At 62.2% G+C, this 17,921-nt stretch carries 14 protein-coding genes and 4 pseudogenes; 8 read left to right on the top strand and 10 right to left on the bottom strand.

Annotation, left to right across the window (positions count from 1 at the left end):
• Together ACERZ8_RS00090 and ACERZ8_RS00085 are read left to right on the top strand one after the other, a co-directional pair.
• Positions 1-419, top strand: a pseudogene (locus ACERZ8_RS00090) (AAA family ATPase); the annotation flags it as partial.
• A gap of 54 nt (positions 420-473) precedes the next feature.
• A complete protein-coding gene (locus ACERZ8_RS00085) occupies positions 474-1,472 on the top strand; it encodes a ParB/RepB/Spo0J family partition protein (protein ID WP_407590096.1) in 999 nt (332 codons plus the stop codon).
• 94 nt (positions 1,473-1,566) lie between these two features.
• On the opposite strand, the gene ACERZ8_RS00080 is transcribed toward ACERZ8_RS00085, so the two are convergent.
• The 9 genes from ACERZ8_RS00080 to ACERZ8_RS00040 form a co-directional block, all read right to left on the bottom strand.
• Positions 1,567-1,779, bottom strand: coding sequence for a hypothetical protein (locus ACERZ8_RS00080; RefSeq protein WP_407590095.1), 213 nt, complete (start codon positions 1,777-1,779; stop codon positions 1,567-1,569).
• Between the two features lie 247 nt (positions 1,780-2,026).
• Entirely contained in the window at positions 2,027-2,686 is a 660-nt protein-coding gene (locus ACERZ8_RS00075) for a rhomboid family intramembrane serine protease (RefSeq protein WP_407590094.1), read from the bottom strand.
• A 56-nt stretch (positions 2,687-2,742) separates the two neighbouring features.
• Positions 2,743-3,396 carry a hypothetical protein gene (locus tag ACERZ8_RS00070; RefSeq protein ID WP_407590093.1) on the bottom strand — a complete coding sequence of 218 codons (654 nt, stop codon included), beginning with the start codon at positions 3,394-3,396 and terminating at the stop codon, positions 2,743-2,745.
• Positions 3,397-3,428: 32 nt separating this feature from the next.
• Complete coding sequence (locus ACERZ8_RS00065) at positions 3,429-4,118, bottom strand: polyprenol monophosphomannose synthase (RefSeq protein WP_407590092.1); 690 nt, start codon at positions 4,116-4,118, stop codon at positions 3,429-3,431.
• 1 nt (position 4,119) lies between these two features.
• Entirely contained in the window at positions 4,120-4,278 is a 159-nt protein-coding gene (locus ACERZ8_RS00060) for a hypothetical protein (RefSeq protein ID WP_407590091.1), read from the bottom strand.
• 199 nt (positions 4,279-4,477) lie between these two features.
• Entirely contained in the window at positions 4,478-5,923 is a 1,446-nt protein-coding gene (locus ACERZ8_RS00055) for a glycosyltransferase family protein (protein WP_407590090.1), read from the bottom strand.
• 108 nt (positions 5,924-6,031) lie between these two features.
• On the bottom strand, positions 6,032-6,547 hold the full coding sequence (locus ACERZ8_RS00050; RefSeq protein WP_407590089.1) for a hypothetical protein: 516 nt from the start codon (positions 6,545-6,547) through the stop codon (positions 6,032-6,034).
• A 23-nt stretch (positions 6,548-6,570) separates the two neighbouring features.
• The gene (locus ACERZ8_RS00045) at positions 6,571-9,033 is read right to left on the bottom strand and encodes a right-handed parallel beta-helix repeat-containing protein (RefSeq protein ID WP_407590088.1); all 2,463 of its coding nucleotides are present in this window, start codon (positions 9,031-9,033) and stop codon (positions 6,571-6,573) included.
• A gap of 339 nt (positions 9,034-9,372) precedes the next feature.
• The gene (locus ACERZ8_RS00040; RefSeq protein WP_407590087.1) at positions 9,373-10,545 is read right to left on the bottom strand and encodes a nodulation protein NodZ; all 1,173 of its coding nucleotides are present in this window, start codon (positions 10,543-10,545) and stop codon (positions 9,373-9,375) included.
• A 230-nt stretch (positions 10,546-10,775) separates the two neighbouring features.
• Between ACERZ8_RS00040 and gmd the strand changes: the two are divergent.
• The 5 genes and pseudogenes from gmd (at position 10,776) to ACERZ8_RS00015 (ending at position 15,454) form a co-directional block, all read left to right on the top strand.
• Positions 10,776-11,898: pseudogene (gene gmd, locus ACERZ8_RS00035) on the top strand (GDP-mannose 4,6-dehydratase).
• Positions 11,899-11,909: 11 nt separating this feature from the next.
• A pseudogene (fcl, locus tag ACERZ8_RS00030) lies at positions 11,910-12,859 on the top strand (GDP-L-fucose synthase).
• A 90-nt stretch (positions 12,860-12,949) separates the two neighbouring features.
• The gene (locus ACERZ8_RS00025; RefSeq protein WP_407590086.1) at positions 12,950-14,089 is read left to right on the top strand and encodes a hypothetical protein; all 1,140 of its coding nucleotides are present in this window, start codon (positions 12,950-12,952) and stop codon (positions 14,087-14,089) included.
• Positions 14,086-14,847, top strand: a complete 762-nt coding sequence (locus ACERZ8_RS00020) for a hypothetical protein (protein ID WP_407590085.1) — start codon at positions 14,086-14,088, stop codon at positions 14,845-14,847. The genes ACERZ8_RS00025 and ACERZ8_RS00020 overlap by 4 nt, the downstream gene beginning before the upstream one ends.
• A gap of 43 nt (positions 14,848-14,890) precedes the next feature.
• On the top strand, positions 14,891-15,454 hold the full coding sequence (locus tag ACERZ8_RS00015; protein ID WP_407590084.1) for a hypothetical protein: 564 nt from the start codon (positions 14,891-14,893) through the stop codon (positions 15,452-15,454).
• 12 nt (positions 15,455-15,466) lie between these two features.
• On the opposite strand, the gene ACERZ8_RS00010 is transcribed toward ACERZ8_RS00015, so the two are convergent.
• On the bottom strand, positions 15,467-16,465 hold the full coding sequence (locus ACERZ8_RS00010; RefSeq protein ID WP_407590083.1) for a replication initiator protein A: 999 nt from the start codon (positions 16,463-16,465) through the stop codon (positions 15,467-15,469).
• A 497-nt stretch (positions 16,466-16,962) separates the two neighbouring features.
• Between ACERZ8_RS00010 and ACERZ8_RS00005 the strand changes: the two are divergent.
• A pseudogene (locus ACERZ8_RS00005) lies at positions 16,963-17,921 on the top strand (AAA family ATPase); the annotation flags it as partial.

The following is a 17,921-nucleotide window of genomic DNA, read 5'->3' as shown; positions in this document are numbered from 1 at the left end:
TGGAATTTGACTCCACGGGGCGGTTTTTCGACATGCTGCACGCCACGTTTTCCTCGATTGAAGAGGGCGAGAACGTGGCCGCGCGCGCCCTGGGCCGCCCCGAGATCGGGTTCGAATGGGATGCGGTGCAGACGATCATCACCCGTTTTGACGCCAGCCAGCAGACCGAGCTTGCCAGCCTCATGCAGGCCTATATGGGCCGCACGCTCAGCCCCTATCGGCAGGACTTTACCGCGCTGATCGGGCAGGCGGGCGAGAGTGTGAACGGCATCTACGAGGCCGATTACCGCGACTTCAACCGCGACACCTATGCCCGCGGGCGCGCCACCTTTGACGAGACCTATGCAGGCTTCAAACGCCTGCTTTACGGCATCTGGCGGCGCGACGAGATGCGCGCCGAGGCGGAGGCCGCAGAATGATCAAAACCCCCTTTTAGAGCCTGTTTTTGCTGATGCAGGGAAAGGAGCCGACCCATGGCCAAACGCAAACGGTTAAGCCCTGCCCCCGCCTTTGAAATCCCAGACCCGCTGGCCGGGTCGGGAGGCCTGGAAACCAAGGCGATGAACGGCTGGGTTGGCACACGCGCGCCCATTGCGGATGTCGCAGGCGACGCCGCGCGCCAGGCCGCCTTTGAAGAGGTCAGCGCCGAATTGCAAAGCGCGCGGGCCGAGGGGCGCATGGTGTTGCGTTTGCCGCTGGACGTGGTCGAGGCCGACCATCTGGTGCGCGACCGCGTGGCCGTGGACGGCGACGACATGGCCAGCCTGATGGACTCGCTTCGCGATCGTGGTCAGCAGACCCCCATCGAGGTGGTTGATCTGTCAGACGGACGCTATGGGCTGATCTCGGGTTGGCGGCGGTTGATGGCGCTGCAGGAACTTCAGGCCGAGGCGCCGGATGATCCCCGCTTTGCACAGATACAGGCGCTGGTGCGTGCGCCCGACAGTGCGCCGGATGCTTACCGCGCCATGGTCGAGGAAAACGAACTGCGCGCCAATCTCAGCTTTTATGAGCGTGCGCGGATTGCAGTAAAGGCCGCCGAGGAAGGGGTCTATGACAGCCCCAAACACGCAGTACAGAGCCTGTTTTCTTCTGTGCGCCGTGCCAAACGCTCAAAAATTCTTAGCTTTACCGATCTGGTTGAACTCGATGATCATCTGTCGTTCCCGGCCGCCATTCCTGAAAAGCTGGGCCTCGCGCTGGTGGCCGAGATGCGCAGCACGCCGGGTTTTGCCCAAGGGTTGATCCGCGCGCTTGATCAGGCGGCACCCATTGCCAGCCCAGCGGAGGAACGCAAAGTGCTCGAACAGAGCCTGCGCAGCCCCGGCAAGGCGGCGCAGGGCACGCCGAAGGAACAACTGGCCGAGGGGCTGGAATTGCGCGGACAGGCGGGGAAAGTGACTCTGGCGGGCCCCCGTGTCGATGATGCGCTGGTGGCGGATCTGCGCGCCTGGCTGCTTGATCGGCTCTAAATACGGCCCTGACCTTTGCCGCATGCATGTTTCGCACGCGAAACAATGCGCACTTTACGCTTCACATAGCAGATAGAGATGGGAAACGGGCCGCTCAGGCGCGGCTGGCCTGCCGGGCTTGCGGTTGGGACACTGCCGGGCATGGCGCTCTGCGCCGGACCGAGAGATAGGTGACCGCCACTGCGCCGATCATACCGCTCGCGATATAGCTGAGAATGGCCATCGCCAGACCGAACCCTGCAACGGATGCGAGGGTCGCGCCCGCAAGGCCAAACACGAAACTGACGAGAAGCAGAACAATGGCCAAGAACGGGATCCTTTTGACAGCGTGGTGATGACAGATCTTGCCTGTCCAAGATGGGGCTCAATTCGTTAACAACCACTGACAAACAAGTTATCCGGCGCGACTGTTTACGCTCAATTCTACTCTAAGTAGCGAGAACTATCCGGCAATCCAGTGACCCCCAAGGCAGGGATTTCGGCGGAACTCTGCCTGCCTGGCGGGGGATGATGCGACAATGGACGCAAATGGCGGGGTTTTGTTCCTGACCTGCTCAGTCTGTTGCGGCAGGCTCTGGCTGCCGGTCCGTGAGGCACAGCGCAATGAGGCCCCCGGCCAGGTAGCCGCCCAGGTGGGTCTGCCAGGCCAGTAACCCGTTTTCCGCGATCAGCATCACCAGATTCAGCAGGGCCAGGGCGGCGCTGATGCCAAGGGCCTTGGCGTATCGGCCTTTCAGCACGTAGTCGTACATCACGAGGGCCCCGATCAGCCCGAACACGGCCCCCGAGGCCCCCACCATCGGCGTGGACGCACTGGCCATGGCCACAAACACAAGGCCACCCCCAAGTACCGAGCCGACCCACAGCAGCAAAAACCCAAGCTGGCCCACCCGCGCCGCCAGTCCCGGCCCCACCCAGAGCAGCATCGCCATGTTGCCCAGCAGGTGCAGGAGGCCCGCATGCAGCAGTGAATAGCTGAAAAACATCGTCCAGGGCTGGGCGGCATAGTTGGGCTGCCAGTCCCGCACAAGGCCGGGCCAGCAGGCGCCGTATTGCAGGATAAGCGAGCGCCAGCGCACCGATCCGATCAGGCCGACATCCGCGGCGGCCACAGCCAGTTCCAGCCCGCAGGTGAGGATCATCAGGACCGCGATCACGGTGCCGGGCCACGGGATGGCCTGCCGACGGGCATCAGGTGGGGCAGGGGACGTCATAGGTCATGAGTGGCGGACCACCCCAAGGGCTGCAAGCAAATTGCGCCCATGTGTCTCTAGCGGCGCGCAGACAGGTCGCGGCGCAGGCTGACGGACAGGCGGTTGTCGCGGGCGCGGATGCCGGCGGTGTCTTCGCTGACGCGGTGCTGAAAGCCGAGGTCCAGTTGCAGATCTTCGGTCAGGGTGCGTTGCAGGCTGACCCCGACCGAGCCAAAGCTGCTGGTGTTGCTGCCTGCGGCGGTGGGGTCGGTTTCGCTATAGGACAGGCTGGCGTTGAAGCTGGTGAGGGCGTTGAGCTGCTTGTCATAGCTCACGCGCAGCGAGGTGATCTGTTCCTCGTCATCATCGACCCCCGATGCGATGCGCTGGCTAAAGCTGGCGCCCAGTGATCCGCGTGGCAGGGCTCTGGTCACATCGAGGCTGATATCGGGCGAGACGTCACCGCCCGTGTCCCGTGTCAGCCCCACAGAGCCGCTCAGGTCCCACAGCGGGGTCGTGAGGCTGCGCCCGGTGCTGAAAGTATAGCGCTCGCCGTTTTCCGTCTCTGTGGCCCCCAGCCGGAACGTGATGTCCCCGTTGCGCAGATCCTGGCGCAATGTGCTGTTGAGGCTGTAGGTCTCGCGCACGCCTTCGGGCGTGCCGAAATCCTCGAAGGTGGAATAGCCCAGATCGAGCGTGGCCCGCAGCGTGGGTGTCAGATCAAAGCGCAACAGCGCGCCAAGGCGGAACCGGTCCTGATCGGTCAGGGTCGGAGAGGCGGTCCCATCACCAGCAGCAGGCTGAGCACCGCAAGGTTGACCACAACCCCCGAGGCCCCGACCACCAGGAACTGGGCGAGATACATCGCATTGGCAAAACGGTGCAGATAGAGCCTGCGCAGGTGCTGGATATACTTGAGCTGTTCCTTGAAGGTCAGCTTGCTTTCACCGTGTATGCGGTCGGTGAAATGGATCGGCACCTCGCCCACGTTCTCGAACCCGCATTTGACCACCAGTTCCAGCGCGATCTTGTAGCCCACCGGGTTGAGGTCGTTCACGCTGTCAAAATCGCCTTTGCGCATGGCGAAAAAGCCCGACATAGGGTCGCGTACCGAGGTCAGGGGCCGCGCCAGCAGCGTGGCCACGACCGAATTGAGCCAGCGCAGAAATCCCCAGTCATCATCCGTCGAGGCCCCCGGCACATAGCGTGACCCGATCACCATCTGCTGGCCGGTGTTCAGGGCCAGGATCATCTGGGGCACCTTTTCGGGCGGATGGCTGAGATCGCAATCCATGCACACCAAAACGGGGTATTGCGCGGCGGCAAAACCGTCGATCACCGCCGGGCTCAGCCCGCGATCCTGCGTGCGCACGATGATACGTGCCCAGTCATAGCCCGCCGCCGCCACCGCCTCGGCACTGCCATCCTGGCTGTTGTCATCCAGAAACAGCACCTCAAGCTGTCAGATCATGGGTGCGGCGCAGCTGGTCGATGCGCTCCAGAATATGCGGAATATTCTCGACCTCTTTATAGGTCGGGATGATGATCGAAATGCCGGTGGTGAACCGGATATCTGCAAATTCTGAAAGGGACGTGGCCTGGGTCTGGGTCATAAGGAATAGAAGCTCTTGGAGTTCAAAATATCTATGCTGCCTGTGTCGTGATTTTTATGGCGAAACAAGGGCCGCTTGGAGGTGATGCGAGGCAGGTTCATGTCACCAGCCCTCTAGCATCAAGGGGGTGCGTTGTCCGATTGTCTGATAGTCGGAAGGAATCGGGGCCGGGTAGAGAGGGGTTTTGAGGGGGAAGCCCTCAAGGCCGACTGCGTCCTTGGGCGTCTCGCTTTGCCACAAGGTAAAGGTGCCATGACGGCTGATCTGGCTGTAGCCTTCGGGGTCCGCGCCGCCCGCCTCGGTGACGATATGAGAAGAGCGCGCCAGTTGCGTGGCCTGCGCCAGATCCGGGTCCCAGCCCCAAAGGTACAGCGGCACAGGTTTGCCCAAGGCGTAATAGCCCGGCGTGTGCCACCACGGCAAAGACGGTGTGTTGAACGCAACCCCGGTCACATCCGCCGTCCGCCCCAGCGCGTGCATCACCGCCGCCCCGTCCCGCAAGGGGGTTTGCCACGGCACAACCCCGAGATAGCGCGCCGAAAACCCGACTGTCACCACCCCGGCCCAAAGGCACAGCAAAAACGGGTGCGGCAACAGACCCGCGCGCGCCGCGCAGGCCCAGCCAACTGGCCAGCACCGCCCCGATCAGCGCCAGCGGCATGATCCAGAGCACAAAGCGCAGTTCCTTATGGGCCGGGATGTGAAAGGCCAGCACCCCGATCGCCATGGCCACGGCCACCGGCCAGATCCGACCCCACAGCAGCGCCACCCCGATCAGACCGATGACGAACAGTCCGCCGCTCTCGACGATCAGGCGCTTGGCATAAAACAGCACCTCCTGCTCGCCGAAGTTCGAGGCGATGTCATAAAGGAAGTTCAGGCGGAAATTGTCGATGAACGAGGACAAAAACCCGCCCCAGAAGATCCAGTCGAGCCCCCCTGCCAGCGCCAGCGCCAGCGCGTTGCCCAGCAGCATCAGCCCCAAAGCGCCTGCGCGCAGCCGGTAAAGCGCGATCAGCCACAAAAGGCCCAGCACCGGCACCAGTTGGTAGCGCAGCGTAAAAACCAGCCCCAGCATAAGCCCGAAGGCGAACACGCGTGCACGCGTTTGCGGGCGCACCATCCACAACACGAGCCACAGCAGACCATACATCGCCAATATGCCCGGCATCGGCTTGTGCGCCACGTAAAGGAAATGATGCCAGAAACAGCCCAGCAGCAGGCTCAGGATCGCGGCCTGTTCGCTCCAAAGCACCTGGGTCAGGCGGTACATGGCGATGGGCAGGGACAGGCTGATCAGGCACAGCACCGTCTTGAGGAAAAACGCATATTCATGAGGCTGGTCCAGCCCCAGCACATCGGCCACGACCAACAGCCCTGCCAGACACAAAGGGATCAGCCACGAGCGGATGCCAAACACGTATTCCCACGGGATCAGCCCATAGCCATGGACCAGCCGATAGGCCTGTTCGTAATACTGATAGGTCTCGTCGGGATGCAGCGGCAGGTCGGCCCACTGCGCAAAGACCAGGCGCAGGGCAAAACCCACCAGCAGCACAGGCCAGAAAAAGCGCCACGTGACCGCCGTTTCCCGCCCCGTTCCCATAGACGCCGGGGGTGGAAAGAAATGCGTCATAACGCTCATCAAAAACGGCCCATCAATACGCTTGGCAATGGGCGTCGCATAACAAGCCGCGCCTGTCGGAACAAGAAGTGCTGCATGCAATGCTTAAACATGCGGCGCGCTCAGGTCTCAGGCCGCGTTGAGCTCCGGCACTTCTTCTTCATCCGCGACCGGTGCGGCGGCGGTTTCTTCAAAGGTGCCATGGCCGCTGGTCAGCGCCTCCCACAGGGCGGCACTGGCCTCGGCGTCGTTTTCATCGCCCAGCGTGGTCACGTTGGTCAGGCCCGTGCCCTCGCCAACCGCGTTCAGCCGCAGCGAAACAGTGTCTGTTTCATAGTCGATGATCACTTCGGCATCCTGCGTGGCCGCAAGCCCGACCAGCTCGATCCCGCCAAACCCGCCAATCAGCTCGTCCACGCTGATCAGCACATGTTCAGAGGCCGCGCCCGACAGGGCCGTGACATCGACCTGCAGATCGCTCAGACCCAGATTGATTCCCGATTGCACGTTCGGCGCATCGCCAAAGGCGCCAGAGCGGAACTCTTCTATGGTCTCAAGCCCGTTTTCATCGGCGGTAAAGTTCAGCTCCGACCCTTCGGACAGGCGCAGCACGGCTGTCTCGCCGGTGTCCCCGTCAAAGCCCACATCGGCGTCCGTGCCCTCGATATTCAGCGCATCATCCGCCCCCAGCGTGGTGGAGGCCCCGCCCGTGGCGAGGATCGCATCGCCGCCCGAGACGTCAAAGACACACCGCCCGTGATTTCGCCGGTATTGGCAAAGCGTCCGGCATCGATGTCGACGATCAGGCTGCCATCCTCGGCCACGCCATTGGTCCAGAACTGGCCTGCGTTCACGACATTCACCTCGGCCATGCCGGTGCCGACAAAAGTCTGGCCCTCGATGGTCAGCTTGCCGCTGAACAGGGTCAGCTCGCCACCATCGCCAAAGGTAAGATCCCTGAGCGTGGAATTGGCCGCATAATTGACGAAGTTGCTGCGCAAATCGACACTATCAAGGGCATTCTGGCCCGGTACGACCTCGGTGTCCCAGTTGATCCGGTTGTCCCAGCGGATGCCGCCGCCCAGCACATCAGGCACGAAACTGTGGGTCGCCCCTGCGGGGGCAGTATAGGTTTCGACCCCGAAGGCCTCTTTGAAAAAGGCCAGCAGGCTGTCGGTCTCAAAGTCGTTGTGCTTGAGATATTCGGCCAGATCGTCCGCATCGGCATTCGGATCGCCCAGCACGGCCTGGGCCAGCGCGTTCAACGTGGTGGCATCCAGCGTGGTTGGATCAAGCCCTTCGGTGTTGCGGTCGGGATCCTGACCGGGACTGGCGCGGGTGCCAACCCAGTTGTACTGGATCGAGTTGTCAAAAAAGGCCTCTTCGATGTTGCGCACACCGCCATTGTTAAAAACCTTGAGCGCGATGTCGTCGGGATCGTTGGGGTCGGCCAGGTGGGCGACGATGTTGTCCAGCAGCGAACTGTCGGATCCGTTGTCCTGCAGTCCGACAGACAGGGCCCCGATCTGCGGGGCGATCTTGTAGGCTGCCGAAGTGACCACGTTGCCATTGGCCAACATGTAGTTGCCGGTAAAGCCCGGCGTTTCGGAACTGCCGCCGGTGGTGATGAAACCTGCGTTGTTTTCCGAAAACAGGTTGTCCTCGATAAAACCGCCGGCCCGGGCCTGCAGCCCCCATGATGCCCCATGGGTCGAGACGTTGTCGCGGAAAGTGAGATCAAGCGAGTCATCCGTCGCATAGACATTCTGGCTGAACTGGTTGGGCGGCTGGGGGAACGCGCCGTCGCCATCTTCGCTAAAGCCCTGTTCCCAACCCACCTGCGCGATCAGCGTGTTTTCGATCAGCAGGCTTTCATTGGTGGCCGAAAAGACCCCCGACAGGCGGTTGGAATGAGGATGCCAGTCTTCGCCGGTCGCAGGTTCGTCCAGAAAGATATCGTAGATATGGGAATTGCGGATGGTGACACTGTCGATGTTTTGCAGGTTGAACCCGTTCTCGGAGACTTCGACATCGTCGAATATGACATTCGAACCGATCAGCGCGCGCAACCCGCCCTGCAGGTGCACATCCGAAAAGACAAGATTGTCGGTATCGCGCTGAAAGATATCGATCTGCGATGAGATGATCGGCTTTTCGCCCTCACCCCAAGAGGTGATATGGGCTGGGTGCAATTCATCCTCACCCTGCAGGCCGCGGGTGACCAGACGGCCCAGGTCGTTGTATTCATAACCTTTTTCAAACAGCAGCCAGTTGGAATTCGGCTCTACCGTCTCGCCGGTGATGCCATACCACAGATCCATGCCCACATCGGTGGCCAGCGCCATTTCCTCGTCCGCGCCATATGTATCATTGGCAATCAGCCAGTCGCGGGTGATGTCACCTTCATCGAGCCCTTCGAGGGCCGCGATATCGGCCCGGCTCAGCGCGTCTTCACTCTCCGAGATATAGACCTTGCGGTGATCATCACCGGTTTCGACGATGGTTTTGTCGTTCTCGTCCGTTTCCAGCAGGTAATGGTTGCCCTGCCCCCAGCCTGCATCCTGCGTACCGGCCTGCACATTCAGGGTGCTTTCCAGCGTTTCAACGCGGCCATCCGCATGGGTGATTTCATATTGAATGCGGATGTCGTCCGTCTGGGTGGTGCCCGTCAGAACAAGGGCCAGCGTGTTGTCCGGATTGACCGTGACATTGCCATATTCGGGACCTTCGATGATCCGCACGGATTGCGCGGTCTCGTGATCTTCGGGCGCAAGATGTGCGACACGGCCCGCCGTGACAGTCACGGGGCCGCCACCCAGATCAGCGGGCTCTATCCCGGTTGCGGGCGGATCGACGGGTTCCGGGGCCGGGGGATCAACAGGCTCTGGCGCGGGCGGATCGACCGGCTCAGGGGCCGGGGGATCGACCGGTTCCGGCGCAGGGGGATCGACGGGTTCCGGTGCGGGCGGATCAACAGGTTCTGGCGCAGGCGGGTCTTCAGGTGCAGGTTCCGGCGCAGGCACAGGAGGTGCGGCAGGTTCTGGCGCGGGATCACCTTTGGACCCGCCACCACCACCGCCCATTCCGGCGGCAACGCCAAGCAATGCAAGTATTGCAGCAAGGGGATTCATGAGAGGCCCCTTTCAAATGATATGAAAAGGGTCTTTTTCGACCGTTCTGTCGCTGCCATCTGCTCTGTTCCCGTTGCCACTCTATGTTGGTTTTCGGCTTTTTCTTTTTATCTTTACGGAAAATTAACTAACTTTGAATCCAGTTTATTTTTCGATCATTTGAAGGTCGTTTTGTGTCCCTTCAAAGTCACATGCCGAAACTGCCAAGGGTCGAAAGACTGAAGTTTGCGGCAAAAAACAATGCGCCCGTCGTCCTTCGGATAAAACAGGCAACCTTCTGCCTGTTTCAGAGGACCGTGCGCCGTTCACACCCGTATATGATGTATAAACAGCACATATTCAGGCGCTCCGGCGGCGACTGAACCTGTCGAACATTCTGGATATGAGACGGTTCCGTACGGATGGAGTCAGAAAGAACTGCCGCTCCGCAGGCAATTCCAGCCGCGAGATCACCGAAAACTGGCTGGGAATACAGACCAGGGCACGGGTGCGGCGCAACAATTCCAACTCGATCAGCATCTCGGTGACGATGTCGCTTTCCACAGGGGCAAAGCCGTCGGTTCTGGACTCCGCGGCCAGGCTGACCTGGTGCAGCGGCCCGCCCCCTTCCTGCAGCATATGCTTGGGGTATGTGCAGATCCCGTCGATATGGCGCGCCAGCCCCTCTTCCACGCGCTTGGCATCGGTGCACAGGAACACAACGGCGTCCTGAAAATCGGGGGTTCCGCGCAGATCGGTGATCCGGGCAGCCACGTCTCGGTAAAGCCTGCTTTCGGTGCGCGATGTGTGCGGCGTGTCGGTCAGCGACGGGGCCGCATTGTCGTGATACTTGCCACGGGCTGTCCCGGCGGCGCTGCGCTGATGCAGATCGAACTGCTGATTAAGTCGCAATTGCCGCAACAGCGGGATCGGATCGAGCCAATAAGACGCGCGCCCGCCGATATTCTCTCCGTTTCCGTGCCGGATATGGACCCCGATCGCGGTGCGCCCTTTCCAATGCTGCGCACAGAACGCATCTGCCGCAGCGCTCACCTTGTCAGCGAACTGCAATTCCGCAAGCAGGGGGCGCATATGCGCAGCGGCCGGGATGGTATGGATGTGCTGGTTGATCACGACCGTGGGTTCGGGCCGCGGCGTTGTCTGGGCCACCAGAGCATTCATGGCACGGATTTCATCCGCCGTATGAGGCACATGCGTGGCCCCTTTCAGGGTCTGGGCCGTCCATTTGTCGGGATAGACCGGCAGCGGCAAATCCATCTGCGCCACGCGGTCATCGGCAATCACAGGCACGCCTCCCAGCGACGTGATCTCTTTGAAAAACGCAAAGAAGCAGTTCTGCCCCGGTGTGGGATTGAACCGCGACCCGCGCCAGTCGATCACAAGGGTCCGTCCCGTCTGTCTGGCATACCACCACGTCCCGAAGACGCAGGACAAATGGTCTCCGAACCCGGAATTGGTGAACTTGGAAACCGCGTATGTCTGGGGGGCATCTGTCATCTGAAGGATCGGCACTTGTGTTGGAAACGGATCGGGGCGGGGTGCGGCAAACGCATGTCTCTATGCCGCGCGGCAGGGGTCAAGTCTATGGATGATTGTGGCGACAGCGTGGTTGAAATTTCTGGCGCGCAGACCCAGAAATGCCACAAAGACACAGGATTTGAGTGGCGCGGAAAGGGCGGGTGGGCTATTGACCCGCCCAACTCTGCATCATTGACTAAATTACAGAAAACACGGTGAAAATCATGAGCAAGCGCGCCCTCATCACGGGGATTACGGGACAGGACGGATCTTATCTTGCCGAGCTGCTGCTTGAAAAAGGCTATGAGGTACACGGGATCAAGCGCCGTGCCTCTTCGTTCAACACGCAGCGCATCGATCACATCTATCAGGACCCGCACGAGGCCAACCCCAAGCTCAAGCTGCATTACGGTGACCTCAGCGACACCTCCAACCTCACCCGCATCCTGCGCGAAACCGAACCGGACGAGGTCTATAACCTCGGGGCGCAATCCCATGTGGCCGTCAGTTTCGAGGCCCCCGAATACACCGCCGACATCGACGCCATCGGCACCCTGCGCCTGCTCGAAGCGATCCGTTTCCTTGGGTTAGAGACGAAAACACGCTTCTATCAGGCCTCGACATCGGAACTTTACGGGCAGGTGCGCGAAACACCGCAGACGGAAAAGACACCGTTTCACCCGCGCTCGCCTTACGCGGTGGCCAAGATGTATGCCTACTGGATCACGGTGAACTACCGCGAGGCCTATGGCATGTATGCCTGCAACGGAATCCTGTTCAACCACGAAAGCCCGCGGCGCGGCGAGACCTTCGTGACCCGCAAGATCACCCGCGGGCTGGCGCAGATCGCCCAGGGGCTCGAAAACTGTCTCTATATGGGCAATATCGACGCTTTGCGCGACTGGGGCCATGCCAAGGATTACGTGCGCATGCAGTGGATGATGCTGCAGCAGGACACGGCCGAGGATTTCGTGATCGCCACGGGCAAACAGTATTCCGTGCGCGAATTCATCACCTGGTCGGCGGCCGAACTTGGCCTTGGTCTGCGCTTTGAAGGGTCCGGTCTGGACGAGGTGGCCATCGTGGACACGATCACCGGCGACATGGCCCCTGGCCCTGAATGTCGGCGATGTGATCCTGCGCATCGATCCGGCCTATTTCCGCCCCGCCGAGGTGGAAACACTGCTGGGTGATCCCGCCCATGCCAAGGCGCGCCTGGGCTGGGAGCCGCAGATCACCGCCCAGCAGATGTGCACCGAAATGGTCGCCGAAGACCTCAGGGCCGCACAGCGCCACGCACTGCTGCGCCAGCACGGGCTGGACCTGCCCGTGTCGATCGAGAACTGAGGGACCGCGCGATGAGATATTTCGTGGCAGGCCATCGCGGCATGGTGGGGGGGCCATCACGCGCCAGTTGCAGGCGCGCGGCGCCGACATCCTCACCCGCAGCCGGGCCGAGCTGGACCTGACCGATCAGCAGGCGGTGCGCGCCTTCATGCAGGCCGAACGCCCCGATGTGGTGGTCGTCGCCGCCGCCAAGGTGGGCGGCATTCAGGCCAACAACACGCTTCCGGCCGAGTTCATCTATGAAAACCTGATGATCCAGACCAACCTGATCCATCAGGCCCATGCCGCCGGGATCACGCGGCTGCTGTTTCTGGGATCGTCCTGCATCTATCCCCGTCTGGCCGAGCAGCCGATGACGGAAACCGCCCTGCTGACCGGCCCGCTGGAACCCACGAACGAACCCTATGCCATCGCCAAGATCGCCGGCATCAAGCTGTGCGAAAGCTACAACCGCCAATACGGGCACGATTACCGCAGCGTGATGCCCACGAACCTTTATGGCCCCGGCGACAATTTCCACCCCGAACACAGCCACGTGCTGCCCGCCCTGATGCGCCGATTCCACGAGGCCGCGCAGTCGGGCCAGCCCGAGGTTGTCGTCTGGGGCTCGGGCACGCCGATGCGCGAATTCCTCTTCGTGGACGACATGGCCGCCGCGTCCCTCTTCGTGATGGACCTTGATAGAGACATATATCAGCGCGAAACAGAGCCTATGCTGAGCCATATCAACGTCGGCAGCGGCACGGATGTCACCATCCGGGAACTGGCCGAAACCATTGCAAAGGTGACGGGCTACACAGGCCGGATCGTCTTTGACAGCTCCAAACCCGACGGCACACCGCGCAAGCTGATGGATGTCAGCCGTCTGGCCCGCATGGGCTGGACGGCCAGCATCCCGCTTGAGGACGGCATCGCGCGCACCTATGCGTGGTTCCGCGCGCAAGAGGCCGTGCGCGGCTAAGGGCGCACCCCACTTTGCAGGATCTGCGATGTTCGCCGCATCGCGAACCTGCTAGAGACGGGACAGTCCGGGCCTTGTGAGAGATACCCCATGATCAAGCAGATCAAACCGGTTCTGGCCGCCGCTGTTGCATTGGCCATGGCACTCCAGGCCCATGCCCAGGCTCCGGGCGGAGAACCGGTGCCGCTGGATGGCACATTGTCGGCTGACGGGCGCAGCCTCGAACTGGTCTGGCAAGAGGCGCAGCCCCTGCGCGCGCGCGATGTGCGGCTGGCACGCCGGGTGCTGGGGGCCACGGGGGCACAGAGCTGGGTCGAGCTGGACCTGCGCCCGGGCCGTTACATCAAGACCCGGGACGAAACCCTGACCCCCGGCATCGCATACGAATACCGCCTGTTGCGCAATCACGGCACGTTCTTTTCCGCAGGCTACTGGGCGACGGGCATGGACATCCCGGCGCGCCAGGATCACGGCACCGTCTTCATCGCGCTTGATGACAGTCTGAGGGCCGCGCTGCAGCCGCGTCTGGCCCGGCTTGAGGATGATCTGGTGGGGGCGGGCTGGCAGGTGCGCTGGCTGCCAACTGCGCGCCACGCCTTTCAGGATCCGGTCACGAACCTGCCCGCAGCCCGCGCGCTCAAGGCCCAGTTGCGCACCGCCGTGGCGGCAGAGCCCAAGGGGCTGCGCCACATGATCCTGCTTCTGGGCCATGTGCCGATGGTCACAAGCGGGCGCGTGGCGCCGGACGGACATGACCCAGAACCCCATATTAGTGACTTGTTTTACGGTGATCTGACGGGCACGTGGACGGATGATGGCGCAGGGCAGCTGGTCCACAGCGCCTTGCCCGACGGCACCATCGAACTGCCCGTGGGCCGGGTCGATTTCGCGCTGATCTCGGACGGGGATCGCGATCTGGAGCTGGCCTATCTGCGGGCCTATCTCGACAAGACCCATCACTGGCGCCACGGGTTTCTGGGGGATCTGCGCGTGGCCTATGGCCAGTCCGACCACCTGCGGGTCGAACAGTTCGATCTGCGCAATATCGTCGGCCCCGATGCCATCACCCCGGCGGGCATCACGATGTGGGCGAAAGCCAGCCCTGGCTCTGGGGTGTGGATTTCGGCCAGCATCAGGGCCACAGATATGTCGATTACGAGATCAAGCCGGTCTTTGCGATCAACTTTGGCAGCGGCAAGCAAAAGATCGACCGGCGGAACAACGCGATGACGGCGCTGCTGGCCCAGCCGTTTTACACCGTGGCTGTCGGCTGGGGCGCGCGGCCCGCCTGGCGGCTGCATCCGATGGCGCTGGGGCGCACCATCGGCGAGGTGCAGCAGATCACCGCCAACAATGGCGCAGGCGCGCGGTCTTATCCCGACGGCATGGAGTACGCCCCCACAGGCTCTTATCCGTGGCGCACACCGATCTGGATCAACCTGCTGGGCGATCCGACACTGGCGGCCTTTCCGCTGGCACCGCCCCGCGCCTTGAGGGCGACGCAAGAGGGCGATCAGGTTGTGCTGGAGTGGGAGGGCGACGCGGAGCGCTATCAGCTGCTGCGTGCCACTGGTGCGGGTGGCTTTGCCCATCTGGCCATGATCAGTGACGCAAAACGCTTTGTCGATGAGGCCCCCGTTGCAGGCGCGCGCTATCAACTGCGCGCCCTGGGCAAGCAAGAGGTCTATGCAGGTTCGTTCTTTACCGCCTCGCAAGGCATCTATGCTCGTGCTGGCACCGCCCCGCCCCCTGCCCCCGATCTGCAACAGGCCGTGACCGGCCCCGGCCCCCACAGGCTGGCGCTGGAACAGGACGGCGTGCTGCTGGCTCCGCTGCGTCCGCCTGCAACGGGCAAGCTGCGGCTGCGGGCCTCGGGCTGGCACTACCTGCCCGAGGACGGCTTTGCAGGCGCGGTCGAGATCGCACTGACGGCCTATGCCTCCGGACAGACCGTGACGGGCCGCCTGCGCCTTGATGTGCGCCCGTGAGCTGGCTGGGCGAGGAACTCGCCACCATCGGTGGGGCCGCGCAATGCGGGCTGCGCGACTGGGGTGGCATCTGGGGGATCCGGCGCTGATCGCGGGGCCGCTGATGGTGGGCTACGCGCTGCTGGGCTGGGGCCTTGTGCGGGTGGCGCGCAGCGCTGCGGGGCGCGAGCGGCAGCTGATCCTGCTCTGTGCCGTGCTGGTGGGGGTGCAGATGATCAACACGCCGCTCGACATGCACGCCTTTGTCTGGACCTTCGGGCGCTGCCTGTCCCACGCACAGGGCTGGTACGAGGCGCGGCGCAGCGTGCAGGTGGGCGCGCTGATGCTGACGGTCGTGTTCTTTGCCCTGCTGTTCGTGGTGCTGCTGATCTATTTCCGCAGGCACCTGATCAGCAATCTGCTGATCATTGCGGGCGTGGCGCTGTCCATCGGCTGTGCACTGATCGTAGCGATCAGCCTGCACCAGCTGCGTGGCCTCACGAGCGGGACATGGGGGCCATTCCGCACCGATGATCTGATTGAGGCAAGCGGGATTGCATTGGCCGGGCTTGGGGTTGCTTTGCGCCTTTGGAGCGCGCGGCGCAGCGAAGTGCCAACCCGTCTCTAACCCGAAGGGTTTTCAGCCCCCGTGATGCTTTTTCACCCAGCCCAGAAACGCCTTGTCCGGGCTGCGCAGGGAGGGCTGGCCCGAGGCGGTCCAGACCTCGATCCAGGCAGCTTGTAGCGCGTAGACATCCATGCCCGGCGCCGCGGCGCGCGCCTGTTCCAGCGCCTCAGCACTCAGTTGCGGCACACGGGTGGGCCGCTCGATCACGTCACGCGGGCGGATCTCGATCAGATCGCCGGGCACTTCACTGGCCGTGTAATCGGGCAGACCATCACGGGTGATGATGTCGCGCAGCATGGCGCGAAACACACGGCGCGGGCTGGTGGAGCCGGATTTCTTCAAGAGCGTATCCACCGACACCCGCCACACCGGCTGGCGTCCACAATGCTTGCGCGCCAGCTCGTAAATCCGCCGCTCCAAGGGGCGGCGCAAGCTGAAATAGTCCCTGTTCAGGGTCAGAACCGACTTGCTCAGCACCGCGCGGTACAGCCAATCCGACAGGGTCACGCTCACCCGCACCATGCGCCCTGCCCGCGTGCGGCGCACAATCTCCCAGGCCTCAATCAGGCCAAAGCCGCTGGTGGTCTCGGTCTCACCGGTGGCGATATTGGTGGTGATGCGCGTGCCCACCAGCCGCTCGAACGCATCGCGCAAGCGTTTGTACCCATCCCCCGACGTCTCGCGCCCCGTGGCCAGCAGCAGGTCATGGGCCGTCAGCGTCAGATGGCGCGAGGTCGGTCGCCCTGCATTGATCGCCGCCATCAACTGGCTGATGCAAAAGATCAGGATGTCCGCATCAAAGATCGTCGCCCGCCCCTTCACGCTGGGGGTGATGCGGATGTCGGTGCCGTTGTGCTCGTAATCGAGGATACGCCGGTCGGGTCGGGTGGACAGCGAAAACAGCGGATGCTCCATCGCGGCCAGATCGTGCTTGGGCACAGCCGCAAAGAAATCGCAGACGAAAAAATCGCCCTGAGACCGCAACGCCCCTGGACCGCCTTGCGCGGTCATGGACCCGCTCACCGGAGCCGCCATGATGTGATCATCTGCCTGTCCTCATCGTCCCCCGTTTTTGTCCAGGATCACCGTGCATCTGCACCGAATCCGGCTTCGGGGTTTCATTTACACCGACCATAGAAGCTGTGGATAACTCCGTCCAGCAAAAGGCCGCACCCATCGGGGTTTCAGAGTCAGGCGAGCGTGGGTTCAGAGTCGCCCTATCGGGGTTTCAGAGTCACCACCGACAGGAATTTGACCCGCAACCCCTTATAAAAAAAGAAGAGTTGAAAAGTGACGGGGTCTGTAACTAATCATATAACACAGATTTAACTGGACTCATTGGGCCAGCAGGGCCAAAACCCCGGATTTACAGGGCAAAACCTGCGCCACACCTGCCGTTCTTGCTGAGAAAATATAAAAATCTTCCCATGTATCACGATCTCGTGGCAGGGTGGTCAAAACGCGTCACATCATCAAAACAAGACGTGTCCCGAGCATGAGGCCAGATTGTGGATAACCTTCCCCCGTATTTCAACATTTCGCCCGACCGCGCGCAGGCCGAACTGGCCCTGCCCATACGCGCCGATGATCTCAATGCCATCGCCAAGGCCTGCGCAAGCGGCTGTCAGGACCTCGAAAGCCGCGGTCTGGACGAGGCGGGCCAACGCAAGCTGCGCCCCTTCTCGACCTCGGGAAATCACCAAATACCTGATCCCCATCGCCTCGGCCCATTTCCGCCGCGTGCTGCGCCAGAACCCCGATCTGCCGCAGGGCGTCAGCGAAACCGAAGGCGGGGCCAAGTGGTTCACCCTCGATGAGGTGCTGCGCCTGCGCGCCCATTTCGGACAAGAGGGATCAAAGGCCAAGGAATACCTGCCCTACCGCCCCAAAGGGCTGCCCGCCAAGGTCGTCGCTGTCGCAAACTTCAAGGGCGGGGTGGGCAAGACCTCCACCTGCGCCCATCTGGCGATGTCCGCAGCACTTGACGGCTACAAGGTGCTGGTGGTGGATCTGGACAGCCAGTGGGTCGATGAGTTCGATCTTTGGCGCGCGGATCGAGGATGAGTGGGACACGGCATTCCCGCTGATTGCGCGCCACTACGCTCAGCATTTGCGCGGCGAAAACCAGCGCCGCATCGACCGGGGCGATCCCCCTGCCCTTTGACGACAGTCTGACCGACGCGCTTGGCATCACCGCACGTGACGTGATCAAGAAAACCCACTGGCCCAATATCGACCTGATCGGGGCGCAGCTGAACCTCTACTGGTCCGAATTCCAGATCCCGGTCTGGCGCATGGCCGCGCGGGGCTGGAAGCTGTGGGATGCGCTTGGCGATGCCCCGGACGAAAACGGGGTGCTGGATGAGTATGATCTGATCTTTCTCGATACTCCCCTGCCCTTGGCTACCTCACGATCAACGGGCTGACAGCGGCCGACATTCTGCTGGTGCCTGCGGGCGCCTCCTTC

The sequence above is a fragment of the Tateyamaria armeniaca genome (genome assembly GCF_045797845.1).
Taxonomy (GTDB): Bacteria; Pseudomonadota; Alphaproteobacteria; order Rhodobacterales; family Rhodobacteraceae; genus Tateyamaria; species Tateyamaria armeniaca.
The sequence above is the reverse complement of the archived record's forward strand: the minus strand, read 5'-3'. Positions and strand labels throughout refer to the sequence as shown.

What these genes read in the sequence shown, in the direction of transcription:
- ACERZ8_RS00055 (WP_407590090.1), bottom strand. Translation starts at nt 5,923, where the DNA reads ATGAGCGTTATGACGCATTTCTTTCCACCCCCGGCGTCTATGGGAACG.
- ACERZ8_RS00085 (WP_407590096.1), top strand. Translation starts at nt 474, where the DNA reads ATGGCCAAACGCAAACGGTTAAGCCCTGCCCCCGCCTTTGAAATCCCA.
- ACERZ8_RS00075 (WP_407590094.1), bottom strand. Translation starts at nt 2,686, where the DNA reads ATGACGTCCCCTGCCCCACCTGATGCCCGTCGGCAGGCCATCCCGTGG.
- ACERZ8_RS00010 (WP_407590083.1), bottom strand. Translation starts at nt 16,465, where the DNA reads ATGACCGCGCAAGGCGGTCCAGGGGCGTTGCGGTCTCAGGGCGATTTT.
- ACERZ8_RS00060 (WP_407590091.1), bottom strand. Translation starts at nt 4,278, where the DNA reads ATGACCCAGACCCAGGCCACGTCCCTTTCAGAATTTGCAGATATCCGG.
- ACERZ8_RS00015 (WP_407590084.1), top strand. Translation starts at nt 14,891, where the DNA reads ATGCGGGCTGCGCGACTGGGGTGGCATCTGGGGGATCCGGCGCTGATC.
- ACERZ8_RS00020 (WP_407590085.1), top strand. Translation starts at nt 14,086, where the DNA reads ATGACGGCGCTGCTGGCCCAGCCGTTTTACACCGTGGCTGTCGGCTGG.
- ACERZ8_RS00045 (WP_407590088.1), bottom strand. Translation starts at nt 9,033, where the DNA reads ATGAATCCCCTTGCTGCAATACTTGCATTGCTTGGCGTTGCCGCCGGA.
- ACERZ8_RS00025 (WP_407590086.1), top strand. Translation starts at nt 12,950, where the DNA reads ATGATCAAGCAGATCAAACCGGTTCTGGCCGCCGCTGTTGCATTGGCC.